Annotated in this window: 22 protein-coding genes; 2 read left to right on the top strand and 20 right to left on the bottom strand. The window is 39.2% G+C overall.

Annotated features, from left to right (window positions below):
* Nucleotides 1–163 precede the first annotated feature (163 nt).
* From A2U94_RS15385 to A2U94_RS15340, 11 genes are all read right to left on the bottom strand, one after another.
* A complete protein-coding gene (locus A2U94_RS15385; RefSeq protein WP_025907605.1) occupies nucleotides 164–394 on the bottom strand; it encodes an excisionase family DNA-binding protein in 231 nt (76 codons plus the stop codon).
* 70 nt (nucleotides 395–464) lie between these two features.
* Nucleotides 465–1,154, bottom strand: a complete 690-nt coding sequence (locus A2U94_RS15380) for a pseudouridine synthase (protein WP_025907607.1) — start codon at nucleotides 1,152–1,154, stop codon at nucleotides 465–467.
* Between the two features lie 119 nt (nucleotides 1,155–1,273).
* Nucleotides 1,274–2,095 (bottom strand): phosphate ABC transporter ATP-binding protein PstB, encoded by an 822-nt coding sequence (gene pstB, locus A2U94_RS15375; RefSeq protein ID WP_025907608.1) that lies wholly within the window; start codon nucleotides 2,093–2,095, stop codon nucleotides 1,274–1,276.
* Between the two features lie 15 nt (nucleotides 2,096–2,110).
* Nucleotides 2,111–2,938, bottom strand: a complete 828-nt coding sequence (gene pstA, locus A2U94_RS15370) for a phosphate ABC transporter permease PstA (RefSeq protein ID WP_025907609.1) — start codon at nucleotides 2,936–2,938, stop codon at nucleotides 2,111–2,113.
* A gap of 1 nt (nucleotide 2,939) precedes the next feature.
* The gene (pstC, locus tag A2U94_RS15365; RefSeq protein ID WP_035319835.1) at nucleotides 2,940–3,854 is read right to left on the bottom strand and encodes a phosphate ABC transporter permease subunit PstC; all 915 of its coding nucleotides are present in this window, start codon (nucleotides 3,852–3,854) and stop codon (nucleotides 2,940–2,942) included.
* Between the two features lie 35 nt (nucleotides 3,855–3,889).
* Entirely contained in the window at nucleotides 3,890–4,732 is an 843-nt protein-coding gene (locus A2U94_RS15360) for a phosphate ABC transporter substrate-binding protein (protein ID WP_035319837.1), read from the bottom strand.
* 350 nt (nucleotides 4,733–5,082) lie between these two features.
* Nucleotides 5,083–6,897, bottom strand: a complete 1,815-nt coding sequence (locus A2U94_RS15355; protein ID WP_051567046.1) for an ABC transporter ATP-binding protein — start codon at nucleotides 6,895–6,897, stop codon at nucleotides 5,083–5,085.
* A 49-nt stretch (nucleotides 6,898–6,946) separates the two neighbouring features.
* Nucleotides 6,947–8,671: an ABC transporter ATP-binding protein gene (locus A2U94_RS15350; protein WP_025907613.1), complete on the bottom strand. Its 1,725-nt coding sequence runs from the start codon at nucleotides 8,669–8,671 to the stop codon at nucleotides 6,947–6,949.
* A gap of 170 nt (nucleotides 8,672–8,841) precedes the next feature.
* Entirely contained in the window at nucleotides 8,842–9,522 is a 681-nt protein-coding gene (locus A2U94_RS15345; RefSeq protein WP_025907614.1) for a hypothetical protein, read from the bottom strand.
* Between the two features lie 77 nt (nucleotides 9,523–9,599).
* Nucleotides 9,600–9,743 carry a hypothetical protein gene (locus A2U94_RS21245; RefSeq protein WP_156482267.1) on the bottom strand — a complete coding sequence of 48 codons (144 nt, stop codon included), beginning with the start codon at nucleotides 9,741–9,743 and terminating at the stop codon, nucleotides 9,600–9,602.
* 24 nt (nucleotides 9,744–9,767) lie between these two features.
* Entirely contained in the window at nucleotides 9,768–10,502 is a 735-nt protein-coding gene (locus tag A2U94_RS15340; RefSeq protein WP_025907615.1) for an alpha/beta family hydrolase, read from the bottom strand.
* A 149-nt stretch (nucleotides 10,503–10,651) separates the two neighbouring features.
* Between A2U94_RS15340 and A2U94_RS15335 the strand changes: the two genes are divergently transcribed.
* The gene (locus tag A2U94_RS15335) at nucleotides 10,652–11,269 is read left to right on the top strand and encodes a TetR/AcrR family transcriptional regulator (RefSeq protein ID WP_025907616.1); all 618 of its coding nucleotides are present in this window, start codon (nucleotides 10,652–10,654) and stop codon (nucleotides 11,267–11,269) included.
* Between the two features lie 324 nt (nucleotides 11,270–11,593).
* Here the strand turns inward: A2U94_RS15335 and rlmD are convergent, their stop codons facing one another.
* The 5 genes from rlmD to gatC all read right to left on the bottom strand — a co-directional run bounded on the left by rlmD (nucleotide 11,594) and on the right by gatC (nucleotide 17,388).
* Nucleotides 11,594–12,982, bottom strand: a complete 1,389-nt coding sequence (gene rlmD / locus A2U94_RS15330) for a 23S rRNA (uracil(1939)-C(5))-methyltransferase RlmD (protein WP_025910458.1) — start codon at nucleotides 12,980–12,982, stop codon at nucleotides 11,594–11,596.
* A 94-nt stretch (nucleotides 12,983–13,076) separates the two neighbouring features.
* Nucleotides 13,077–14,009 (bottom strand): diacylglycerol kinase, encoded by a 933-nt coding sequence (locus A2U94_RS15325; protein WP_025910459.1) that lies wholly within the window; start codon nucleotides 14,007–14,009, stop codon nucleotides 13,077–13,079.
* A gap of 169 nt (nucleotides 14,010–14,178) precedes the next feature.
* Nucleotides 14,179–15,609 (bottom strand): Asp-tRNA(Asn)/Glu-tRNA(Gln) amidotransferase subunit GatB, encoded by a 1,431-nt coding sequence (gatB, locus tag A2U94_RS15320; protein ID WP_025910460.1) that lies wholly within the window; start codon nucleotides 15,607–15,609, stop codon nucleotides 14,179–14,181.
* A 14-nt stretch (nucleotides 15,610–15,623) separates the two neighbouring features.
* The gene (gatA, locus tag A2U94_RS15315) at nucleotides 15,624–17,081 is read right to left on the bottom strand and encodes an Asp-tRNA(Asn)/Glu-tRNA(Gln) amidotransferase subunit GatA (protein ID WP_025910461.1); all 1,458 of its coding nucleotides are present in this window, start codon (nucleotides 17,079–17,081) and stop codon (nucleotides 15,624–15,626) included.
* A gap of 16 nt (nucleotides 17,082–17,097) precedes the next feature.
* The gene (gatC, locus tag A2U94_RS15310; RefSeq protein WP_025910462.1) at nucleotides 17,098–17,388 is read right to left on the bottom strand and encodes an Asp-tRNA(Asn)/Glu-tRNA(Gln) amidotransferase subunit GatC; all 291 of its coding nucleotides are present in this window, start codon (nucleotides 17,386–17,388) and stop codon (nucleotides 17,098–17,100) included.
* 319 nt (nucleotides 17,389–17,707) lie between these two features.
* Here gatC and A2U94_RS15305 point away from each other — a divergent pair, with 319 nt between their 5' ends.
* A complete protein-coding gene (locus tag A2U94_RS15305; protein WP_025910463.1) occupies nucleotides 17,708–18,199 on the top strand; it encodes a DUF3920 family protein in 492 nt (163 codons plus the stop codon).
* A gap of 29 nt (nucleotides 18,200–18,228) precedes the next feature.
* On the opposite strand, the gene A2U94_RS15300 is transcribed toward A2U94_RS15305, so the two are convergent.
* The 4 genes from A2U94_RS15300 to pcrB are packed head-to-tail and all read right to left on the bottom strand — an operon-like array spanning nucleotide 18,229 to nucleotide 24,429.
* Nucleotides 18,229–19,419, bottom strand: coding sequence for a CamS family sex pheromone protein (locus A2U94_RS15300; RefSeq protein WP_025909060.1), 1,191 nt, complete (start codon nucleotides 19,417–19,419; stop codon nucleotides 18,229–18,231).
* Nucleotides 19,420–19,432: 13 nt separating this feature from the next.
* On the bottom strand, nucleotides 19,433–21,439 hold the full coding sequence (gene ligA / locus A2U94_RS15295; RefSeq protein ID WP_025909061.1) for an NAD-dependent DNA ligase LigA: 2,007 nt from the start codon (nucleotides 21,437–21,439) through the stop codon (nucleotides 19,433–19,435).
* 22 nt (nucleotides 21,440–21,461) lie between these two features.
* Nucleotides 21,462–23,681 (bottom strand): DNA helicase PcrA, encoded by a 2,220-nt coding sequence (pcrA, locus tag A2U94_RS15290; RefSeq protein WP_025909062.1) that lies wholly within the window; start codon nucleotides 23,679–23,681, stop codon nucleotides 21,462–21,464.
* Nucleotides 23,682–23,724: 43 nt separating this feature from the next.
* On the bottom strand, nucleotides 23,725–24,429 hold the full coding sequence (gene pcrB, locus A2U94_RS15285) for a heptaprenylglyceryl phosphate synthase (protein ID WP_025909063.1): 705 nt from the start codon (nucleotides 24,427–24,429) through the stop codon (nucleotides 23,725–23,727).
* Nucleotides 24,430–24,729: the final 300 nt, after the last annotated feature.

Here is a 24,729-nt window from a genome sequence, read left to right as displayed (position 1 = left end):
CTCCTTTTTCAACTTCTTCCTTTATTATACAAAAAACAAACCCTTAAAAACTACATTTTCAGTCATTTTTTTTCTTTTTTCGACATTTTTTGCGCATATCAGCACTTAAATACTCCTTTTTAGTGGCTGAAACGTGCTTAATCACCTCTGAAAAGGGTGAGAATTAATCTTCGTCTTTTACATCCATGTCTTCTGGAATAGGCTCACTTAAATACTCTTCCATCTGCTTTTTATATTTTTCAAGCTGCTCAAAATGCGTATTAAATTGTTCTTTGTTTACTACGTATTGTTCACCGTCAAAAACAGTACGAATCTTTCCTTGCTGAATAAGACTTTCAATATATTGTTCAGGTAAGGATAAATACTCGGCTGCTTCTTTTAGTGTTAAGTACATTTTTATTCCTTCTTTCAATTCATAACTTACTTCTAGAATACCACGTTTAAAAGGAAAGAGCTTCAATAAGTCATTGAAGCTCTTTCAACAGTTCATTTAATTCTTGCTGTGATAGCTCTCTCCAAGCCCCCGCTTCTAAATTTCCTAGGTGAATATTCATAATGCGAATCCGCTGCAGGCGCTCAACTCGATAACCTAATGCTTTACACATTCTTCTAATCTGCCGATTAAGTCCTTGAGTTAAAATAATCTTAAACACATTGTCACTTATTTTTTCGACCTTACACGGCTTGGTGATGGTATTTAAAATCTCAACACCGCTTTCCATTTTCAGCACGAACTGCTCTGTAATTACCTTATCCACTGTAACAACATACTCTTTTTCATGACCATGCTCTGATCGAAGAATCTTGTTGAAAATGTCGCCGTCATTTGTCATTAAAATAAGCCCTTCGGAAGCTTTATCCAAGCGGCCAACAGGAAAGATTCGCGTTGGATAATTTACAAAATCAATGATATTTCCCTCCACTTCTTTAGCTGCGGTACACGTAATACCTACCGGCTTATGAAGCGCTAAATAAACAGACTGTTCCTTACGAGGGATAGGCCTTCCATCAATCAGAACTTCATCATGTTCTGCTATCATGGTGTTCTTATCACTAACGACTCCGTTTACAGTCACTCTGCCTTCTATAATCAAGCGATTTGTATGCCTCCTTGAACAGAAGCCTGTTTCGCTAATATACTTTTGAATTCTCATCTCATACTCGCTTTCTCTACCTTTTTCTTTATTTTAGTGAATTTCTCAATGGAAAGCATCACTCTTTCAATAAAAAAATCCCGGGAAATAAATTCCCTAGGATTTTTTCATGTACATAATTAGCCGAATCGACCAGTAATATAGTCTTCTGTTCGCTTATCTTGCGGAACTGAGAAAAGTTTATCTGTAGAACTGTATTCAACGACCTCACCATTTAAGAAAAAGGCAGTTTTATCTGAGATACGAGCGGCTTGCTGCATGTTATGAGTTACAATAATAATTGTATAATCTTTTTTCATCTGCGTAATTAATTCTTCTACTTTTAAAGTAGAAATTGGATCTAAAGCTGAAGTCGGTTCATCCATTAAGATTACATCTGGTTTCATAGCAATTGCACGAGCAATACAAACACGCTGTTGTTGTCCACCTGATAAACCAAGCGCGGATGTCTTTAAGCGGTCTTTTACTTCATCCCAAATCGCAGCGCCACGTAAACTCTCTTCAACAATCTTGTTTAGCTCTTTTTTATTTTTTATACCATGCATTCTTGGTCCATACGCTACATTATCATAGATGCTCATGGGAAATAGGTTTGCTTTTTGAAACACCATTCCTACTTTTGTTCGTAGCTTAATTACATCGCTTGACTCATAAATGTTTTCATTATCAATAATTACTTTTCCACTGATTTTGACACTGTCGATTAAATCGTTCATTCGGTTTAATGTGCGTAAAAATGTTGACTTACCACAACCAGATGGACCTATAAATGCAGTGACTTCTTTTTCTTTTATATCAAGGGAAACTGAATACAGTGCTTGTTTTTCTCCATAAAACAAATTCAAATCACTCACGCTGATTTTTGTCTTCTTATCAGAATGCCTCTCATTTCCTAACACGTTTGTTTTGCTACCCTTCTGACGATCAATAGTTATATTCATCATTCGACTCCTCTCTTAATAATCCGCTTTGTTTAGCTTTTTAGATATAAAAGTCGTTGCAAAGTTTAACACCAAAATAACCACAATCAATACAATTCCAATTGCCGCGGCAAGCTCAATATCTCCAGATTCTTGCGTAACTAAGTACGAATGAACCGTTAATGTTCTAGCTGAAGAAAAAATACTCTCTGGCAGTGCAGCTACCGTTCCCGCTGTTAAGAAAATTGCTGCTGACTCACCAACGATACGACCGATTGAAAGGATGATACCAGATAGTATACCCGGCATAGCGCTCGGTAAAATGACTTTATATAAAGTTTGTAACTTTGTTGTACCTAGAGCTAATGATCCTTCGCGATATGAGCGTGGCACAACTTTTAATGCTTCTTCTGTTGTTCGAATAATAACTGGTAAAACAATAATCGTAAGTGTTAAAGAAGCCGAAATAATTGACATACCTAGCTTTAACGTCGTAACAAAAAATACTGCACCAAACAAACCGTAAATAATGGACGGAATCCCAGTTAAACTTTCCGTGGCAAAGCGAATGACTCTAACTAGCTTTCCTTGTTTTGCGTATTCCTGTAGGTATACAGCAGCCAAGATTCCAATTGGTGTGGCAATAAGCAATGAAATAACAATTGTATAGATAGTTGTGACAATCATTGGCCAAATTCCACCGTCATGTCCTGAAGGTGAATAATCTCCAAAGATAAAATCAATGTTAATTAAACGATAGCCTTTATAAAAAATATATCCGACGATAGTAACTAGGACGGCAACTGTTAAAAAAGCTGAAAACCAAAGCAGTCCATTTAGTACATTATCTTTAAACTTCCTCAACTTAGTTACCTCCTTTTGAACTGATCTTTGCCAATACAAAATTTAAAAGTAAAATAAACGAGAACAACACAATCCCTGTAGCAAAAAGCATCTCTTGGTGCGTACCTGCTGCATACCCCATCTCTAGCGCAATGTTAGTCGTTAACGGACGTACACTATCAGTTAAGCTAGATGGAATAATTAAGCTGTTTCCTGCAACTAATATAACAGCCATCGTTTCCCCAATTGCTCTACCCATTCCTAAAACAACAGCTGTCATAATACCTGACTTAGCCGCTGGGACTACTACCTTGAAGATTGTACCAATCTTAGAAACTCCAAGAGCTAACGACCCTTCACGATACGCTTTTGGCACTGCACGAATGGCCGTTTCCGATACTGTAACAACCGTTGGTAACATCATAATAGCTAAAACTAAAATGACCGCTAATAAACTTTGACCTCGAGCTAGCCCTAAATTATTTTGTAGAAAAGGAACAATAACAGCTAATCCAAATACTCCATATAGTACAGACGGAATACCCGCTAAAAGCTGTACAGCAGGTGAAACAATTTTCGCTAAGCTTTTAGGCGCAATTTCAGCTAAAAAGATAGCGGTAAACAAGGCAATTGGTACACCGATAATGAGTGCTCCAATCGTAGCAAAGACAGATGCTACAATCATAGGAAAGATTCCGAACTTATCTTCACTAGGTACCCAATCTACTCCAAAGAGAAAGTCAATAAAGCTATACCCTTGCGTAACAAAAGGATGAAATCCTTTATAAAATACAAATCCGATAATTAATACTAAGCTGACTACTGAAAGGAGAGCACATAACATAAATAATCTTCCCGACAGTTTCTCTAGCACGTACTTCATTCGATTCGATTTTTCAACTTCTTGATTTTGATTTTTAATAGGTGGCGTTGACATACTTCATTCCTCCAAAATTGCTTAAACGTACCGTTTTATTTTAATGGTATTACGCCCGCATCCGATGCAATTTTTTGACCTTCTGGACTTAAGATATAATCAATGAATTTCTGACCTTCTTCACTTAAAGTCTCTTGTTTGTTCACAAACAGAAACGGTCTTGATAAGCTATATTTTTGCTGCAATACATTATCTGCTGTAGGCTGTACTCCATTAATATTTAAAGTAGCAACAGATTCATCAATATACTCAAATGAAACAAAGCCTACAGCGTGCTTATTTGTAGCAACTGTGGTTTTAATGTTTCCATTTCCACTCGCAACAATGGCGTTTTTGATTAGCTCTCCAGAAGAGTAGCCAACAATTTCTTGAAATGCATCTCTTGAACCTGATCCATCTTCTCGGGAAACGACGACAATTTCCATGTCTTCTCCACCAAGCTCTTTCCAATTTGTAATTTCACCAGTAAAGATTTTCTTTACTTCTTCCATTGAAAGATTCTTGACCTTATTTGTAGGATGCGTAATTACCACAATTCCATCGTAAGCAATGATATGCTCTTTTAAGCCAGTTGCTTTTTCTTCTTCTTTTAAGTCACGTGAAGACATGCCAATTTCTGAAACACCGCTTGTTGCGTTGGTAATTCCAGCAGAAGAACCAATTTGATTGATCTCTATATTAATGTTATTTTTCTCTTCATATTTAGCTGCTAGCTTCTCAGCTAAAGGACCAACGGACGTTGAGCCTGAAATTGCTAGTGTGTAATTGCTACCGCCAGATGAATTTTCTGAGCTAGTATCAGAAGAACCACACGCTGCCAAAGTAGTAACGAAAGATAGAACAAGTAATCCTATCGCTGTCTTTCTTATAAGCTTCATCTCTAAACCTCCAAGACACTCTATTCGTATTTCTTATAGAGTAAACTCTGCTTGTAAATTTTTATTTTGATTTTTGTAAACGTTTTGTAAATCCTTTAATTATGTGTAAAAAGTCTAAAAAAAATGTTAATTTTATACTGTCAAATTAACAATTCAGACACGAAATATCCAAATATTTGATTTTTATTTTAAAGATGAAAAGATTTTCTTATGTCTGTTCATTTTTACGCAATCGATTTTCACATTATTATTTGTCACGGGTTAAGTATTCATGTAAAGCTCCTTATAAAAAAGCTCAACATCTGTCTTTATGACATCAGATGTTGAGCTTTTTCTTTTCGATTCATTTATTATTGACTGAGAGCTTTTGGAGCCTTGAATTGATGCTGGATCATACGATAATATACTCCTTCTTTTTTCATTAACTCATTATGATTACCAGTTTCTTTAATTTCACCGTTTTCAATAAGCATAATTGTATCGGCATGGCGAATAGTATTTAGTCGGTGAGCAATGATAAAGCTTGTTTTCCCTTGTAAGATGGTGCTTAGTGCCTCCTGAAGATACAGTTCGGTTCGCGTATCAATATTGCTGGTTGCTTCGTCCAGAATAAGCAGTGATGGATTTGAAAGCAGCACTCTGGATATCGCAAGCAGCTGCTTCTGACCCTGGCTCAGATTATCACCATTTTCCGATAGCTTGGTTTCATATCCTTTTGGCAATTGATTAATGAAGTAATCTGCATTCGCTACTTTAGCCGCTTCTTTTACTTCTTCGTCACTTGCTTCTGGGTTTCCGTATCGAATGTTTTCCATAATTGTTCCTGAAAATAAATACGTATCTTGAAGCACGATACCGAAGCATTTCCTTAAACTTTCTCTCGTATAGTTCCGAATATCAATTCCATCAATTAAAATTTGTCCTTCAGAGACCTCATAAAACCTTGTGAGCAAATTAACAATGGTTGTTTTTCCTGCCCCAGTTGTTCCAACTAAAGCTGTACTACTGCCTGCTTCTGCCTTAAAGCTGATATTTTTTAAAATCAACGCATCATCGCTGTAACCAAAGCTTACATTTTTAAATTCCACAATCCCTTTTGGATTTGTTAAATCAATTGCATTCTCAGGGTCTGCATCTTCTTCTTCGCTATCTAACACGTCAAATACTCGTTCAGCACCAGCCACGCCCGACTGAAGAGTATTAAAGATATTCGCAAGGTCATTTAACGGACGTACGAATTGGCGCGAATAGGTGATAAAGCTTGCAATTAAGCCTACTGTAATGAGCTCATTAATAGCTAAATATCCTCCTACAACGGCTATGACCATAAAACCAAAGTTATTAATTACGTTCATCATCGGCATTAAAAATCCTGACCATATTTGTGCTTTGATGCCAACTTCTCGCAGTCTCGTATTCACTTCTTCAAATCGATGAATGGACTTCTCTTCATAATTATAGGCTTTAACAACCTCTAACCCAGAGATCATCTCTTCAACATGCCCATTGAGCATCCCTAGCTCTTTTTGTTGCTCCTTAAATAGCACTTTCGTTTTTCTAGCAATCGACTTTGTTAAAAGAAACATTAAGGGAATGGTAATAAGGCTCGCTAGCGTGAGTAACGGACTTAAGACTAACATCATAACTAATGATCCAATTAAGATAATCACACCAGACATGAGCTGCGTAATAGACTGCGAAATTGACGTGCTAACGTTATCAATATCGTTTGTTAATCGACTCATCATTTCTCCATGTGTGCGTGAATCAAAAAAAGCTAGAGGTAGCTTTTGCAGCTTACCAAACAAATGTCGCCTTAACCTTTTAACCATTCTTCCAATAATTCCGGCCATGATCCAGCCTTGTGAAAAATTTAATAGAGAGCTTGTGATATACGCAACCAAAAGCGTCACTATCACGGTATTGAGCACGCTAAACGAAACAGTTTCGGTCAGCGCCATCGTATCTACCGCTTTCCCAATTAAAAATGGAACGAAAAGCAAGATGACTGAATCAACCATCGTCAACAGAAAAACAGTAGACAAAAGCGCTTTATCTCCTCCAAAATACGACCAGAGCCTCTTCATCGTTCTTTTAAAATCTTTCGGCTTTACGACTTGCCTTTGAAAGCGAGCCGCACCTCCGCCACCCGGACGGCCAGGCATAAGAGGTGCGCTATCCTTTTTCACTTCTTGATTGGTTCTTTCCGCCAAGTTAACGCACCTCCTTTTCAAACTGTGATTCGTAGATTTCTTGATAAGCTTGACACGTTTTTAATAGCTCATCATGCTTGCCGCTCCCAACGATCTCACCGTTATCCACTACAAGAATTCGGTCTGCATCCGCTACCGTTGAAATTCGCTGTGAAACAAGAATACAAGTAATATTATCGGCATATCTCTGCAACGATTGTTTAATCTTCCCTTCAGTCACCATATCGACTGCGCTAGTGCTATCATCTAAGATTAAGATTTCAGGCTTTTTAATTAGCGCTCGAGCGATTGAAACTCGCTGCTTTTGGCCGCCCGATAAGTTCACGCCACCCTGTCCAATTTCCGTTTCATAGCCTTCTGTTGACCTTTGAATAAACCCATTTGCATCAGCAATTTCAGCTGCTAGCTGTACTTCTTCTTTGGACGCATCTTCTCGTCCCCAGCGGATATTATCACCAATCGTCCCCGTGAATAACATCGCTTTTTGAGCAACAATCGCAATTCTTTCACGTATGGCTTTTGGCTCAATCTCGCGAATGTCGCTATCGTTTAGTTTGATTGTCCCGCTCGTTGCGTCATATAAGCGTAGAATTAAACTCACAAGACTGCTTTTTCCAGCACCCGTTTTTCCGATAATACCAATAGTTTCTCCAGGCATACACGTAAACGTCACGTTTTTTAAGACCGGCTCTTGCGATGTTTCATTATATGAAAAAGATACATTTTCAAACTCGATTTTTCCGCCTTGATTAGAAACAAACTGTTCCTCTGTCCACACCATATCATTTACTTCGCCCAGCACTTCACCAATGCGGCCAGCTGACGTTCTCGCTCGGACAAACATATTAAACACCATGGAAATCATCATGAGTGAAAAGAGAATTTGCGTCATATAGTTCGTAAATGCCACAACGTGCCCCACTTGAATTGTGCCGCCTTCTACTCCATGACCACCAATCCAAAGAACGGCCACAATTCCTACGTTCATCACAAGCATAATAATTGGACTAAAAATAGCAATGACTCTCGTGGCCGCAACCGATTTATCCTGAAGCTCATCGTTAAACCCGCTAAATTTCGTTGTTTCATAATTAAAACGATTGAATGCTTTTACTACGCGAACACCTGATAAATAGTCTCGCATTGATCCATTAACTCGATCGAGCGCATTCTGGAGCTTTGCAAAGCGCGGAATGCTGAGTTTAATATTTGTAATAAGCAGAACCACAATCATCGGTACCACGACCATAAGTACCACAGATAAATGAATATTTAACGTGGTTGCCATAATGAGGCCACCAATTGCTAGTAAAGGCGCTTTAATATAAATTCTCATCAAGCCGTTCACAAACAGCTGCACCTGCGTCACGTCATTTGTTAGTCTCGTAATTAACGACGCTCGGTCATAGTTATTGATTCGTTTAAAAGAAAGAGTTTGAATCCGTCTAAACAAATCAAGGCGTAGCTCAGCCCCAAAATTTTGAGACGTGATGCTTGCCAAAATGCTACGTGTCGAAGCTGCTACTCCTCCAAGCAGCGTCACGCCAAGCATCACCGCTCCCATCCGAAGCACATAGTCTAAATCCCGATTGGCTATTCCAACATCAATAATTTTTGCCATAATCGTTGGTTGCATCAAGTCACAAATGGCTTCTAGCATTAGGAACAAAAGTGCAATGCTAAAAGGCTTATAGTATTTTTTTATGTATCCTCTGTAGTTACCCATACATCACCCCACACTTAGTTAATAGACCGCCAGCGAACAGCTCGTATAGTTTTATTATATTTAAATGATTAAACAATTTACCATCTTTTTACGTAGAAAGCAGTTTTGAGAAGATAAAAAAAGCTCAATTCCGTTTGGATTTGAGCTTTTTATGTACTTTGAACGCTAGTTTAGCCAGTCTGAGAAACATATCTATACTGATACACCTTTACTAAGTGACGATGAGTCAAAGCTAAGGATAACATAAATATAACTTCAAACAGGTTTATCACAGCTGTACTTGGAAGAGAAAAAGGAATTGCGCTTCCTACAATCATCACTGCTACGCCAATCATCATGATGCTCCAATTCATGTGCTTGAAGATTGAGATACCGATAAAAAGTAAGATAAACGCTACAACTATTACCATAATGGGTGGACCAGATGTTCCTACAATTCCATAGCGAATAATGCCATACTCACTTATAGCTGCCACATCATGACTAATTGTCTTTACTACTTCATAACTAATAAGGATTGCTGTGCTTATTAGAAACAACACCTTAACAATTGGCTTATTAGCCCAGCTAATATTGGCATGTTTTGCGACCCCATATCCAAACAGAATAAGTGTTGGCGTAAACAAAGCATGGAGCCAAAAGCGGAGCAAGCTAAGAGCAAAGAGTGTATTCCCCTCGCCAATAAATGAACCTATAAAGATAATTAAATTATCATAGATTAAGCCTATGATTACTAAAGGAAAGGAAAGCATATAAAACGATAATGCTTTTTTCTTAATTAATTTAATACTGAATAGAAACAATGCTACGTAGAAAATAGTAAATAGTAGATAGAGAATGGTATCAATCATTTTTGCTCCTTTTTATAAAAACAATTCTTTTAAACATAGTGGCTATCACGGTTTGTTCGAATTTCTAATCATTTCTTTTAATTTTGCTTGATTACGATGTTTGGCTTTTCTAATGCCTGTGAAAGTGACCACTCGGCACGGTCATCCTTGTTTACTCGTACTTTTTCAACCCGGATGTTTTGCTTTTTTAATGCTTTAATGATCATATCAATTGAATTCATTCGACTCACTCTCCAAAGAAATGCTTAGTATTTGTTTTCTTTTATCCATGTTAGTGTAGTCTGTGCCATTTCATCCTGCTGCTTTTTAACGGGGATAGATGCTTTCATATCTCCTTTTTGCGGTCCATAAACTCCAAATTGAGCATGATTTCCACCTTTTATTTCATGCATTGTTGCATTCTTGGAAAGAAGCTGCTGCGTGTCTTGAATCTTATCTTTTGTAGATAGGCCGTCTCTTTCACCATATATAGACAAAATAGGAAGGTTAGTGTTTGAAAAATCAGATGCTTCATCCGGATAAGAACCTAAGAAAAACAAACCAACTACTTCTTTTGGATGAGAATGAGCAAATTTAGATGCCGCAACGCCACCTAAAGAATGTCCACCTACGATCCACTTGTTTACTGATGAATAACTATCCATTACCTCTTGCGCTTTATTTGAGTCAAACAAGGCAAAATTGAAATTCACATTAGGAATCGCAACTAAATAGCCTTCTTCTGCCAATTGCTTACCGTAGTAGCTGTAAGCTTCAGGCTCTACTTTCGCACCAGGATACAGGACAATTCCTACTTGGTTGTTTTGTTTAGGATTAAAAATAATCCAATCTTCCTTATGCTTAATATCTTTTTTATCTACCAGCGTATAAAGCTTTTCAGATGGTTCATAGGTTTGTTGTGACCATATAAAAAAGCCTAGAAAACCCAATACTAGTAGAGTGACAATACTAGCCAAAAGGTAACTTATTTTTTTCTTCATCCACAAGTCCTCTTTTCTTCTGAATTACATTTGTTTGATTTGGTCAAATCCATTAAAATGATGATAGACCCTTTAAATAATTATATATACTGAAAGGTTAATTAATCAACTGAATTAATATGTCTATTTTTTGAACTAGGAGGCTCCCTATGAGTGATAACATACCGAAGAAAAAGCCTGGAAGACCCAAAATAACAATTGAAAAGAATGTAACGAGGGAGCAAATCTTGAAAACTTCAGCTCATCTGTTTATGACATATGGATATGAAAGTGTCTCAATGGAACAAGTCGCAGAAGCAAGCGACGTAACAAAAGCTAGTGTTTATTATTACTTTAAAAATAAAGCAAACTTGTTCACGGTATCTGTATCAAGTATGTTTGAGCGTATTACCATACAAACAGAGCGGCTGTTACAAAGTTCCAAAGGATTAAAAACGCGATTATATGAAGTCACGTTAGACCATCTTCAAAGACCACACATCGACTTTGAAACACTATTAACCGAAGCTACTTCTTCACTTACAGAAGATCATATAAAGAAAATTCGCGGGTCAGAAAAAGCCGTGCATCAAGCACTGGAAAATATTTTCAAACAAGCAATGGAAGACGGTGATATCGTTCAGAGGAACCCTCTTCTCCTTACCCATGCATTTTCAACAGTCACTATGATTCGAAATAAAAAAGAATTAATCAATGAACTAGGAGGACCCGAAAAAACCGCTCAGTCTTTAGTGGATCTTTTTTGGGAAGGGATTAGTCCAAAGTGAAGGCACTATCCTTTTTAATAAAAGAGTTTGGGACATAACAAAATGATTGCTTCTAAGAGACGAACAATAGCTGTTCCAATCTTTTTGGTTTGTCTGAACACGTCCGTTCCATTGCGCTACGGCCACTCGCTTTCCGCGGGGAGGAACCTGAGCTTCCTCGCTGCGCTGCGGGATCTCCGTTTTCCCTCTCTTTCCCGCAGGAGTCGAGTGTCCTACGCTCCATTCCACCCTGTTTCCAACATTGTTTTCACAATCAACCAAAAAACCTGAACGATTAAAAGTGAGAAACTCTCAATCGTTCAGGTTTATCATTGGCTGAATTACTTATGTCCCAGCCTCTTCTTTTAAAATAAGCTTTGCCACTGATTCCACATGCGTCGTATGCGGAAACATATCAACAGGCTGCACTTCCACCGTTTGATAGCCGCCTTCTTCAAGGATCTTGAGGTCACGCGCCAGCGTTGCCGGGCCGCATGATACGTAGACGACTTTCTTTGGCTTCATTTTAAGAATTGTTTTTAATAGTGCTTCGTCACAGCCTTTTCTCGGCGGATCAACGACGATGACATCCGCTTTGATGCCTTGCTTGTACCAGTTAGGAATGACAACTTCAGCTTCTCCCACTTCAAACTCAGCGTTATCAATGTTGTTTAGCTTAGCGTTGCGCTTAGCGTCTTCAATCGCTTCAGGAACAATTTCTACTCCGTATACCTTCTTGGCTTTTTGCGCTAAAAACAGAGAGATTGTCCCAATTCCGCAATATGCATCAATCACCGTTTCTTCACCTGTTAAGTCCGCATACTCAAGTGCTTTGTCATAAAGTACTTTCGTTTGCTCTGGGTTTACCTGATAAAATGACTTGGCTGAAATAGCGAACTTAACGTCACCGATATAGTCATAAATATATTCTTCGCCCCAAAGTACGTTTGTTTGATCACCCAGAATAACGTTTGTGCGCTTTGTATTGACGTTTTGAACGATTGATTTCACATTCGGCACGGCTTTAACGATTTCTTCAATGATGTGCTTTTTGTTTGGAAGCTCGCTTGTGCGAGTAACAAGCACAACCATAATTTCTCCCGTCGTTAAGCCGTAGCGAGCCATGATGTGGCGAATGATTCCTTTGTGTTTTTGCTCATGATAAGCGGGAACATTGTACTTTTCAAGAATGCTTTTAACAACTTGAACAACATCATCGTTTTCTTGCTGTTGAATTAGGCACATGTCCATATCAATGATGTCATGGCTGCGCTGCTGATAGAAACCAGCCACTAAGCCACCGTCTCGATTTGCAACAGGAACCTGCGCTTTGTTACGGTAGCGCCAAGGATCTGTCATACCCATTGTTGGTAGCACCGGCACGTTTGGCAGGTGGCCAATTCTTTCCATTACCCCTTGGACCTGCTTTTGCTTAAACGAAAGCTGACCTTCGTAACTTACGTGCTGAAGCTGACAGCCTCCGCACTGCTTATACACAGGACAGGGAGGTTCTACGCGAGCTTCGCTCACCGTACTGTGATTCATAAGTTTTCCAAACGCATAGCCTTTTTTTACTTTTATTACTTTCACTTGGCCGCTTTCGCCAGGCAGTGCGTTCTGAACAAAGATTGGAAAGCCGTTTACTTTGGCTACGCCTGAACCGTCATGTGTTAAATCTTCAAACGTAACATCTATATAATCATTTTTTTCAACTGGTGGTGTTAACTTTTCCATTTATCGTACATCCTTTGTATTTAAAAATGCTGAACTGATTGTACCACATCGATTCCCTTTACACAAAAGTCGTTTCCATAAAAAAAGATCGCAGTTAGGCGATCTCATTTTTCTCCATTAATTTCGCTGTCTCTTTTGGGACAAAAACTTCTACATGTCGATATAAATTGACAAATTCCCCAGGCAATAATCCACCGTATTCCCCATCAAGGTTCAGCTGCATCTTATCGTTTGTATGAATCTTAACGCGATTTGCTTTTGTATAAATAATATGGGGGTCATTGATGTGCTCTCCACGTAGCGCTAATGTAGCAATACGAATAAACTCAGCTAAGTTAGCTTTTTTCAAAATAATTAAATCAAACATTCCATCATCTAAAGAGGAATCTGGCGCTAGCTTCTCAAAGCCTCCAACCGAATTTGTTAAAGATACTAGAAACATCATAATATCTCCGCTAAAAAACTTGCCATCATACTCAATTTCAACCGTGGTTGGCTTAATTGAAGGCAGCATTTCCATTCCTTTTAAGTAGTAAGCAAGCTGACCCAGCATTGTTTTTAACTTACTCGGAACTTCATACGTAAGCTCTGTTAAGCGGCCACCGCCTGCAATATTTACAAAGTGATGAGTCTGTCCTTCGTTGGTAACTGCACCTAGATCAATCGCTTTTGGGACACCGTTAATGATAACATCAACCGCTCCTTCGATCGTACGAGGAACGTTAATTGCACGAGCAAAGTCATTGGTTGTTCCTACTGGAATAATCCCTAGCTGAGGTCGATAGTCTTGTCCAGCAATGCCGTTAATAACTTCATTAATCGTTCCATCACCGCCAGCAGCAATGACGATATCAAATTTGCGCTCCACTGCTACCTTAGCAGCTTCTGTCGCATCACCAGCACAGGTAGTTGCATGACAAGACGTCTCATAACCAGCTTGCTCTAGCTTTTGAAGTACCTCTGGTAAATTCTTTTTAAAAATTTCACGCCCCGATGTCGGGTTATAAATGATTCTCGCTCTTTTCATTTTCATCATCCTAATAATGATAATTTATCAAAATCCAAACCAATTCAATATCTACATTATATACATCTGCATAATCTCTATTCCAAAATAAGACCCCCTCTTAAAATAGCAGCTACAATTTTACGAGGGGGCAGTCATCACATGATGTAAAGAAATTAACGGTCGCTAATTAGCGCTTTTTAATTTCTTCTAATAAAATTTTGTTAACCATTGGAGGGTTGGCTTGACCTTTTGACGCTTTCATAATTTGCCCTACTAAGAATCCAATTGCACGGTCTTTACCATTTTTGAAATCTTCAATTGATTGAGGATTTGCATCTAACGCATCCGTTACAAACTTGCGTAGCGTTGCATCGTCAGAAATTTGCACAAGGCCTTTTTCTTTTACGATTTTTTCTGCGCTTCCACCATTTTCAATTAACTCTTTGAAGACTTTTTTCGCAATCTTAGATGAAATTGTGCCTTCCTGAATTAACTTAATCATGCCCGCTAAACCTTCTGGAGTTAATGCTACATCAGCTAACTCTTTTTGGTTTGAGTTTAAGTATGCTGATACTTCACCCATTAACCAGTTAGAAGATAACTTCGCGTCTCCGCCAGCTTCAATCGTTGCTTCAAAGAAATCAGACATTTCTTTTGTTAGCGTTAATACCATTGCATCATAAGCAGGTAACCCAAGTTCTTCAACATAACGTTTCTTACGAGCATCTGGAAGCTCTGGAATTGACGCACGGATGCGCTCTTTCCACTCATCATCAATATGAAGTGCTACAAGGTCTGGCTCTGGGAAGTAACGGTAATCATCCGATCCTTCTTTTACACGCATTAAGAGTGTTTCGCCTGTTGATTCATCAAAGCGGCGTGTTTCTTGCTCAATGATTCCACCAGCTAATAATACTTTCTCTTGGCGCTTTTCTTCATGCTCAAGACCTCGACGTACGAAGTTGAAAGAGTTTAAGTTCTTTAACTCTGTTTTTGTACCGAACTTCTCTTGTCCAACTGGACGTAGAGAAATATTGGCATCACAGCGAAGTGAACCTTCCTCCATCTTACAATCAGATACGCCTGTGTATTGGATGATAGATTTTAATTTTTCTAAGTATGCGTAAGCTTCTTCCGGAGAACGCATATCTGCTTCTGATACGATTTCAATTAAAGGCGTACCTTGACGGTTAAAGTCTACTAGAGAGTAACCATCACCTGTATGCGTTAATTTACCCGCATCTTCTTCTAAGTGAAGTCGGTTAATACGAATACGCTTTGTTTCACCGTTTACTTCAACTTCAATCCAACCGTTTTCACCAATTGGTTTATCAAATTGAGAAATTTGATAAGCTTTTGGGTTATCCGGATAGAAATAGTTTTTACGGTCAAACTTTGTATCTGTTGCGATTTCACAGTTTAATGCAAGAGCTGCTTTCATCGCGAAGTTAACCGCTTCTTTATTTAGAACTGGCAGTACGCCAGGATATCCCAAGTCGATAACGCTTGTGTTCGCATTTGGCGCTGCTCCGAACGCGTTTGGACTTGCTGAGAAAATTTTAGATTTTGTCTTAAGTTCAACGTGTACTTCAAGACCGATAATCGTTTCAAAGTTCATCTTCTTCTCACCCCTTACAGTGCTGGTTTCGCTTTGTGATGCTCAGTTGCTTGTTCGAATGCATGAGCGACGCGATAAATTGTGCTTTCATCAAAATGCTTACCGATAATTTGCAATCCTAATGGTAATCCGTTCGCAAGACCACAAGGTACAGAGATACCTGGTACGCCTGCAAGGTTTACTGGAATTGTTAAAATATCATTTGCATACATTGTTAACGGATCATCTGTCTTTTCACCAATTTTGAACGCTGGTGTTGGCGTTGTAGGACCAATGATAACGTCATAGTTTTCAAATACAGATTCGAAATCTTCCTTAATAAGCGTACGTACTTGCTGTGCTTTTTTATAATAAGCATCATAATAACCTGAGCTTAACGCAAATGTACCAAGCATGATACGGCGCTTCACTTCGTTACCAAAGCCTTCGCTACGCGTTTGCTTGTACATTTCAAGTAAGTTTTCAGCATTATCTGTGCGGTATCCATAACGTACACCGTCAAAGCGAGATAAGTTTGCAGAAGCTTCTGAAGAAGACAGTAAGTAGTATGTTGCTAAGGCATACTTAGAGTGTGGTAATGAAACCTCTTCCCAAGTTGCGCCAAGGCTTTCTAATACTTTTAATGCATCCAGTACAGATTGACGAGCTTCTTCTCCAACACCTTCACCTAGATATTCTTTTGGTACAGCAATTTTAAGGCCTTTAATATCGCCAGTTAAAGCAGATACATAGTCTGGAACATCTACATTTGCAGAAGTTGAATCCATTGGGTCAACGCCTGAAATCGCTTGAAGTAAATATGCATTATCTTCAACTGAGTTTGTGATTGGTCCGATTTGATCTAAAGAAGATGCAAATGCAACAAGACCGTAACGAGACACGCGTCCGTATGTAGGTTTTAATCCAACAACACCACAATAAGCCGCTGGTTGACGGATTGAACCACCCGTATCAGAACCTAGTGAGAATGGTACTTCGCCAGCTGCAACAGCTGCTGCTGAACCACCGCTAGATCCACCCGGTACATAATCTAAATTCCACGGGTTACGAGTTAATTGTAGGCCAGAGTTTTCAGTTGAAGAACCCATTGCGAACTCATCCATATTTAATTTACCAATCGTTACTGCTTCAGCTGATTGTAGCTTTTGAACAACTGTTGCGTCATAGATTGGATCAAAGTTTGCTAGAATTTTACTGGAGCACGTTGTGCGTAAGTCTTTTGTTACGATGTTATCTTTCACACCGATAGGCATACCAAATAACAAACCAAACTCATCTTTCGTTTGTAGCGCTTCGTCTAGTTGTTTTGCGTAAGCACGAGCGTTATCCTCGTTTAGTGCTAGGAAAGCACCCACTTTATCATCTACTGCGTTAATACGCTTATACGATTCTTCTACTAGGTCTTGTACACTTACTTCTTTGCTATGAAGAAGCTTATGTAATTCTGAAAGTTTACGATCAAATAATGACATCGTAAAGCCTCCTTTCTTATTCTAAAATAGTTGGTACGCGGACGTATCCATCTTTATGGTCTGGCGCGTTTTTCATTACATCTTCAACAGGTAATCCTTTTGCTGGCTTGTCCTCACGCATTACGTTTTTCACGTCTAGTACGTGTGAAGTTGGTTTTACGTTTGTAGTATCCAATTCATCTAACTGCTCAGCGTATGTAATGATTGCATCTAATTGCTTCGTAAATAGAGCTGCTTCTTCATCTGTTACAGCTAATCTAGCTAAATGTGCAACATGTTTTACTTGTTCAACAGAAATTCTTGACATGTTCGTTCACCTCCGAATATTCGTCCCACTACAATATACTGATAATACCAAACTTCACTAGCATCAAGCAACATTTCTGAGAGCAGTTCCATAAATATAAAATCTTCCTTTTAAAATGATAGGGGTTACACTCTATATTCCTCTAGAAAAGGGATTTTTCTCCTGGACTTATTTAGAGTTTTTATTCCTTTTCTTCTAAATGAATAGCTCGTTGACATATATATTAATAACCTCTTCATAAGTTTCTTAATCAGAAGTATAGGGGTAAATAAAAAGGTCGAAAATGAATATGACTGCTAGTAAGGAGTGTGAACATACCATGAATCCATTACTCATTTACTCGACTATTCATAAGCGTCCTGTCTACCAAGAGTGTCAAAACTGGTTTGTGCTAGATGAAGAATTTTCATTTGACTTGCACAGCCTGCAAAAAGAAGTATTCTCATGTCTTAACCGAAAGTTCACAACCCCAGTTGTGTTTTGTGACTCTTGTGAAGCCAATAAGATTGTTTCTGAACTTGGAGAAGAAGAGGCAGAATTCCTTCAATATGCATCCGCCGTTTATTGGAGGGAAGTTGGCATCATTTTTATATTTAATTTTGAGGAGTACTTACCTTTGATTGAAATAATCTTTCATGAATTGCGTCATGTGATGCAAGAAGATATTCCTTTTTTTAAAAAGCAGTTTGAATTTGATAAAAAGTTGCCATATGAAGAGCGAAAAACTGAAAAGGATGCATTTCAATATGCTAAGAGTCACCTGCAAAAATTCATGAAATCTCACCAAGACACACCTTTTTTCTCACAATGAAAAAGCCGCTCAGGTGAGCGGCTTTTAACTTAGTTTTCGTAAATATGCACGGTTGGCGTTTCTTGATCAGGCTTACGGATAATCAGTGCTTCCGGACCGTTTACAGACGTAATGGAAATGCTTGTTTCCATATAGTCTGGGAAATGATCAAGCATTAATCCAGCAACATACTGAGTAAACCCAACAATTTCACCTTTTCCGTAAAATTGAATTGGGATTTCAATGGACATTCTCTGCATCTGACCATCGATATAATGACCTTTCCCTACTACACTTGTAAAGTTCGGGAAGTAATCTTCAATTTGTGCTTTGAATTCATTAAACTTCATTGCATCATCGCGATAGTCTTTATCGGCAGCAGATGACGGGAATAGGTAATACTTTTCATCAACTTTATCCCAGCTGTTCACTGAGTTACGTCCTTTGCCAGCTTGGCCAACGCTAATGAAGTTCCCAGGTGTTAAAGAAGATTTTGGATTTTGCTTAAAGATTGCCACCGTGATTGGCACTTGTTCTAGTCCCTTCTTTTTACGCATACGATCCACGATGGTATTTGCTATCTCTTTGCCTCGCTCTTCAATTTCTTTATCATCCAGCTTAACTTCACGAGCGTATCCATCTTCTTGCGTATAGTAGTGGACAGAGTTCATTGCCAGACCAATAACTACCCCGCCAAGCGCAACTTTATCGTCACCGTCTTGAACTAAGTAGTTTTGCTCCGTAATGTGAGCCAAATACATGGGGCTTCTTTCATTTCGTGCTTTTAAGTCTCCATCACCCGTATCGGCTGGATTGAGACCTTCATTCTTTAATGAATCACGATCATTTTCCTTTGTCTTATCCTTTAGTTCTTTAAACTGCGCGTCTGTTTTCTTACGGCTTAACCATGAACGAATCGTCTCTTTGTCTAGATATTGCCCTTCTTGGAACACATATTTGTCAGGTGAAAAATCATCTTGCGCTAGACGCATTAATCCTGTTTCAAACTCTTGAATATCAAGGCGATTATTCATATTCGCTGCTACAAGGCCTCTCGCTACTCCCGGTTTATAAGGAAGAATTGTCCGGTAATACTCATCTGAAATGCTGTATTTTGGAATAACAGCTTTTTCATTTTTATCATCTGTTTGTTGAACAATCTCTTCCTCTTTCGAAAAATTAGGTGTACATGCTGAGGTTATAAGCATGACCATAAGAGACAGTAAAAATATCTTTTTCAACTATACACACCTCTTATTTGTTTAATTCAATAAGTAACCTCGCTTCGTCCCACACTTCAATGCCAAGCTCATTTGCTTTAGCAAGTTTAGAACCTGCGTCTTCCCCCGCAATGACAAGGTCTGTTTTCTTACTTACACTACCTGTTACTTTTCCGCCTAAAGCTTCAATCTCCGCCTTTGCTTCACTTCTACCTAACTCTTCTAATTTACCAGTTAAAACAATCGTTTTACCAGCAAAAACAGAATCAGACTCTTCTACATTGACTGGTTTTGGGCCTTTATACGTCATGTTAACGCCGGCTTCTTGAAGCTCGCTCAACAGCTCTTGCACTTCTTCTTGTGAAAAGTATGTAACGATTGCATCGGCCATCTTATCACCGATCTCATTAATTGTCACTAACTCATCATACGTTGCTTTTTGCAACTTGTCCATCGTATCAAATTGTTGTGCTAGGGTTTTTGCTGCTTTGGCACCAACGTGACGAATGCCTAGACCAAATAGCAACCTTTCAAGAGAATTCTCTTTAGAAGCTTCAATGGCTTTTAACAGATTATCCGCTGATTTCTCACCCATTCGCTCAAGCTCAATTAACTGCTCTTTTGTTAGTTCGTAAAGATCCGCTACGTCTTTGATTAACTCTTCTTTAAAGAGTTGAGTAATCACTTTCTCACCAAGACCATCAATATTCATTGCATTGCGAGACACAAAGTGAATGAGCCCTTCACGAATTTGAGCTGGGCAGCTTGGATTAATACAGCGAAGCGCTACTTCTCCTTCCAAGCGAACAAGTTCACTCTCACATTCCGGGCAGTGAGTTGGCATCGTAAACTCTTGTTCCTCACCCGTTCGTTTTTCGGTAATTACATTCACAACTTCCGGAATAATATCGCCCGCTTTCTTAATAACTACTTGGTCGCCGATGCGAATGTCTTTTTCACGAATCAAGTCTTCATTGTGTAAAGATGCGCGCTGCACGGTCGTACCGGCAACCTGCACAGGTTCTAAAATGGCCGTCGGCGTAATAACACCTGTACGTCCAACCGTGAGCTCGATATCTTTTAGAGTTGTTACAACTTCTTCTGCAGGAAACTTATAAGCGATTGCCCAACGCGGACTTTTTGCCGTTGTACCAAGCTTACTCTGTTGCTCAAACGAATCGACTTTAATAACAATCCCATCGATATCATAAGCAAGAGATGGGCGTTTTTCCTGCCAGTTTTCAATGTAAGCAAGAACTTCTTCAATGGTAGCACATTTTTGACGCTCTTTATTTGTTTTAAAACCAAGATGGTCTAAAAGGTCTAAGCTTTCACTATGAGCTTCTACTTCCTGCTCACCCGCATCCGTCATTGCATACACAAAAATATCAAGATTTCGCTTTGCTGCAATTTTAGGATCTAACTGACGCAGTGAACCAGCAGCGGCATTACGAGGGTTTGCAAACGGAAGCTCTTCATTTTGAATCTTAGCTTCATTTAATTTTTCAAATGACTTTCTCGGCATGAATGCTTCTCCGCGCACTTCCATTGTCACCGGGTCTTTTACACGAAGAGGAATTGAACGAATTGTTTTCAGATTCTCGGTGATGTCTTCACCAATTGTCCCATCTCCACGCGTAGCTCCACGTACTAGGTAGCCATCCTCGTAAAGTAAAGAGACTGCTAAGCCATCGATTTTCAACTCGCATACATAGGAAAAATCATCTCCTACGACTTGGCGAATACGACGATCAAAATCACGCAAATCCTGCTCATCAAACGCATTGCCTAAGCTGAGCATCGGCGTGCGGTGCTCAACCTTTTGAAAGGCATCAAGCACCTGGCCGCCAACGCGCTGAGTAGGAGAATCTTGCGTTTTCAACTCCGGAAATGCTTCTTCTAATTTAATCAGCTCGTTCATTAAGCGGTCGTATTCCGCATCCGGAACTGTTGGCTGATCTAATACATGATACTCATAGTTATAGCGATTTAAAAGCTCATGCAACTCTTGAATTCTTTGTTTGCTCGTTTCAAGATCCATATCCTTACTCCTTTTTCACACATTATACTTTTGTTACAGGTGCAAATTTAGCCAACAGACGCTTTACTCCCATTGGACTTGGAAACGCAATGTCCAATTCTTTTGAGTCTCCTTCTCCTTTAACGCTAACCACTGTACCGATACCCCATTTTTTATGCTCCGCTTTGTCGCCAACCCTCCAGCCAATTGATTCGCCACCGGTAGACGTGAGCGTTGTTTTTGCAACGGCCGCTTGTCTGCGAGCAGCATATGGTGATGCGCTTCTTCCGCTTGGCTGCATCGGTGATTTCTTCGCTTCATTCAGCGACTCGATTAACTCAGATGGAATTTCGCTAATAAAGCGTGATGCCGGGTTAACGTTTGTCTTACCGAATAGTGTGCGCATTTGTGCGTTTAATAAGTAAAGTTCTTGTTCCGCACGCGTAATTCCAACGTATGCTAAGCGACGCTCTTCTTCCATTTCCATATCTTCAAAGAGTGAGCGGCTGTGTGGGAATACGCCTTCTTCCATACCAATTAAGAACACAACCGGGAATTCAAGTCCTTTTGCAGAGTGAAGAGTCATTAAGATAACTTGTTCGTTCTCATCTTCCTCTTCATCAAGCTGGTCGATATCAGCCACAAGCGCCAAGTCCGTTAAGAACGCGACTAAGCTTTTATCTTCGCTTGCTTCTTCAAAGGTTTTCGTAACAGATAAAAACTCATCAATGTTCTCTAAGCGACTTTGAGCTTCTATTGTTTTTTCCGTTTTGAGTGACTCTCGATAGCCCGTTCGCTCAAGTACTTCTTCCACAAGCTCTGTTACAGACATATAGTCTTGCATTTGAGCTAAGTTATCAATCATTGCTTGGAAATCTCGAAGCGTATTCGTTGCTTTGCCGGTTACCCCAATTAGCTCTACTTCATCAAGTGCTTTAAAGATTGAAATATCATGGGTTAGTGCATAGTTTGCTACTTTATCAACAGACGTTGCTCCTACGCCTCTCTTTGGTACGTTCACAATGCGCGTTAAGCTAATATCATCATCTTGGTTTGCAATTAAGCGTAAGTACGCCAAAATATCTTTAATCTCTTTACGGTCGTAGAACTTAATCCCACCGACGATTGTATAGTTAATATTCGATTTTAATAATACTTCCTCCATCACACGCGACTGAGCGTTCGTGCGATATAGAATGGCAAAATCGCTATATTTGCGTTTACCAGCCTCTACGGCTTCTTTAATTTTACGCGCTACAAATTGAGCCTCATCATGCTCGCTCATTGCCTGATAGCGATAAAGCTTTTGGCCATCTACGTTTTCTGTCCATAAATTTTTCGATTTTCGGTTCATGTTGTTGGCAATAACTTCGTTCGCTGCTGCTAAAATATTTTTTGTTGAACGATAGTTTTGCTCTAATAAAATAACCGATGCCTTTGGATAGTCCTTTTCAAAAGAAAGAATGTTGGTAATATCCGCGCCGCGCCAGCGATAGATAGACTGATCTGAATCACCGACTACGCACACATTTTCAAAGCGCGCCGCTAGCAATCGAACAAGCATATACTGCGCATGGTTTGTATCTTGATACTCATCAACGTGAATATATTGAAACTTACGCTGATAGTAAGTGAGTACTTCTGGAACACGCTTAAAGAGCTGAATCGTCGTCATAATTAAGTCATCAAAGTCCAGCGCTTGATTTTTCTTAAGGCGCTTTTCATACTTTGTATACACCGTGCTCACGACTTCCTCGTAAGGACCCGCAGCTGTTTTTGCAAAGTCATCCGCTGTTTTTAACTCATTCTTTGCAGAACTGATGCTTCCTAGCAATGATCGTGGATCGAATTTTTTCGGATCTAGGTTTTCTTCTTTTAAGACGTTTTTAATAACCGATAACTGGTCTGTTGAATCAAGAATAGTAAAGTTTCGATTATAACCAATTCTGTCAATGTCTCGGCGTAGGATACGCACACACATGGAGTGGAACGTCGAAATCCAAATATCTTCTGCTACTCCACCAACGATTGCACTAACACGCTCTCTCATCTCACGAGCCGCTTTGTTTGTAAACGTAATCGCAAGGATATTCCAAGGCGCCACTTCTTTTTCAGCCATTAGATACGCGATGCGATGCGTGAGCACACGCGTCTTTCCGCTTCCTGCGCCGGCCATGATTAACAGCGGACCATCTGTTGTTTTTACCGCTTCTTTTTGCTCTGGGTTTAATCCCGTTAATAACTTTTCACTTAGAAAATTCATCATTTCACCGCCTAATCAAACATATGTTCTATTTTACTTTACTTTATTTTTCGTTCGCAACATTCTTTTTCACTGCATCTACTGTTTTTAACGCTGTTGATATATCATCATAGATGACGTTCCCAACAACTACCGTATCTGCTATTTTCCCCATTTCAGTAGCCTGCTCTTTCGTTCTAATACCGCCACCGTAGAAAAGCTTTGTATTAGTTAACGACTTTTTTACCTTTTCAACAATATCAGGATTCCCGTACGTACCGCTATACTCTAAGTAAAAGATTGGTAAATTAAACATTCTTTCTGCCATTTGCGCGTACGCTACAATATCATCAGCGTCTAGGTCTGTTTTCGCACTCGTTAAAGTTGCTACTTTGGCTTCTGAATTTAGCACGCAATATCCTTCTACAAAGATTTCATCCCAATCCATAATTTCTCCATACTCTTTCATTGCGTGATGGTGTAAACCAGAGATCCACTTTGGGTCACTGCTGTTCAATACGGTTGGAATAAAGTAAGAGTCAAAGCCAGGAGTAACTGATTCAATTGTCGATACTTCTAAAGCACACGGCACCGTATAGCGACGAATACGCATTAAAAGCTGCAGCACGTTATCTAACGTAATGCCGTCTGACCCACCTACTATTACCGCGTCTGTACCGGACTCGCATACTTTTTCTAATGCTTCATCTGAAATTTCTTTATTTGGATCTAATTTAAATACGTGTCTCCATTCTTTTACGTCGTACATTGTATGAACCTCCATCTATTTATCCCGCAGCTCTTCACTATGCATTAACTTAACGGACTACTTTCCATTTGTTCATTATAACAAAACTAAGATTGGGAAACGAAACGAAAACTAATCTTTTTTGTCCACATTAATCAAAGCGAAAAAAGCATTTTGTTATAACGGTTATTGTATCCCTGCATAGGATATGCTAATATATAGCTACAAAATTGTATAGCCATACTTTGAAGGATTAATAGTACTTAAACCCTCTGCAGTAGAATAGCGATTTAGGGATAGTGAAAGCCTAAAGCAAGATTT

The organism is Bacillus sp. VT 712 (assembly GCF_001614195.1).
Classification (GTDB): domain Bacteria; phylum Bacillota; class Bacilli; order Bacillales; family Bacillaceae_H; genus Priestia; species Priestia flexa.
Note: the sequence above shows the minus strand (reverse complement) of the source record. Positions and strands in the feature narration are given on the sequence as shown.

Excerpts from the sequence above, each read along its gene's own strand:
- A2U94_RS15380 (WP_025907607.1), bottom strand. The coding sequence starts at position 1,154 with ATGAGAATTCAAAAGTATATTAGCGAAACAGGCTTCTGTTCAAGGAGG.
- A2U94_RS15360 (WP_035319837.1), bottom strand. The coding sequence starts at position 4,732 with ATGAAGCTTATAAGAAAGACAGCGATAGGATTACTTGTTCTATCTTTC.
- pcrA (WP_025909062.1), bottom strand. The coding sequence starts at position 23,681 with ATGAATTTTCTAAGTGAAAAGTTATTAACGGGATTAAACCCAGAGCAA.
- gatC (WP_025910462.1), bottom strand. The coding sequence starts at position 17,388 with ATGTCAAGAATTTCTGTTGAACAAGTAAAACATGTTGCACATTTAGCT.
- A2U94_RS15345 (WP_025907614.1), bottom strand. The coding sequence starts at position 9,522 with ATGATTGATACCATTCTCTATCTACTATTTACTATTTTCTACGTAGCA.
- gatA (WP_025910461.1), bottom strand. The coding sequence starts at position 17,081 with ATGTCATTATTTGATCGTAAACTTTCAGAATTACATAAGCTTCTTCAT.
- gatB (WP_025910460.1), bottom strand. The coding sequence starts at position 15,609 with ATGAACTTTGAAACGATTATCGGTCTTGAAGTACACGTTGAACTTAAG.
- ligA (WP_025909061.1), bottom strand. The coding sequence starts at position 21,439 with ATGGATCTTGAAACGAGCAAACAAAGAATTCAAGAGTTGCATGAGCTT.
- A2U94_RS15305 (WP_025910463.1), top strand. The coding sequence starts at position 17,708 with ATGAATCCATTACTCATTTACTCGACTATTCATAAGCGTCCTGTCTAC.
- A2U94_RS15385 (WP_025907605.1), bottom strand. The coding sequence starts at position 394 with ATGTACTTAACACTAAAAGAAGCAGCCGAGTATTTATCCTTACCTGAA.
- A2U94_RS15335 (WP_025907616.1), top strand. The coding sequence starts at position 10,652 with ATGAGTGATAACATACCGAAGAAAAAGCCTGGAAGACCCAAAATAACA.
- pstB (WP_025907608.1), bottom strand. The coding sequence starts at position 2,095 with ATGAATATAACTATTGATCGTCAGAAGGGTAGCAAAACAAACGTGTTA.
- A2U94_RS15350 (WP_025907613.1), bottom strand. The coding sequence starts at position 8,671 with ATGGGTAACTACAGAGGATACATAAAAAAATACTATAAGCCTTTTAGC.
- A2U94_RS15325 (WP_025910459.1), bottom strand. The coding sequence starts at position 14,009 with ATGAAAAGAGCGAGAATCATTTATAACCCGACATCGGGGCGTGAAATT.
- rlmD (WP_025910458.1), bottom strand. The coding sequence starts at position 12,982 with ATGGAAAAGTTAACACCACCAGTTGAAAAAAATGATTATATAGATGTT.
- A2U94_RS15340 (WP_025907615.1), bottom strand. The coding sequence starts at position 10,502 with ATGAAGAAAAAAATAAGTTACCTTTTGGCTAGTATTGTCACTCTACTA.
- A2U94_RS21245 (WP_156482267.1), bottom strand. The coding sequence starts at position 9,743 with ATGAATTCAATTGATATGATCATTAAAGCATTAAAAAAGCAAAACATC.
- A2U94_RS15355 (WP_051567046.1), bottom strand. The coding sequence starts at position 6,897 with ATGCCTGGCCGTCCGGGTGGCGGAGGTGCGGCTCGCTTTCAAAGGCAA.
- pcrB (WP_025909063.1), bottom strand. The coding sequence starts at position 24,429 with ATGTACGACGTAAAAGAATGGAGACACGTATTTAAATTAGATCCAAAT.
- pstC (WP_035319835.1), bottom strand. The coding sequence starts at position 3,854 with ATGTCAACGCCACCTATTAAAAATCAAAATCAAGAAGTTGAAAAATCG.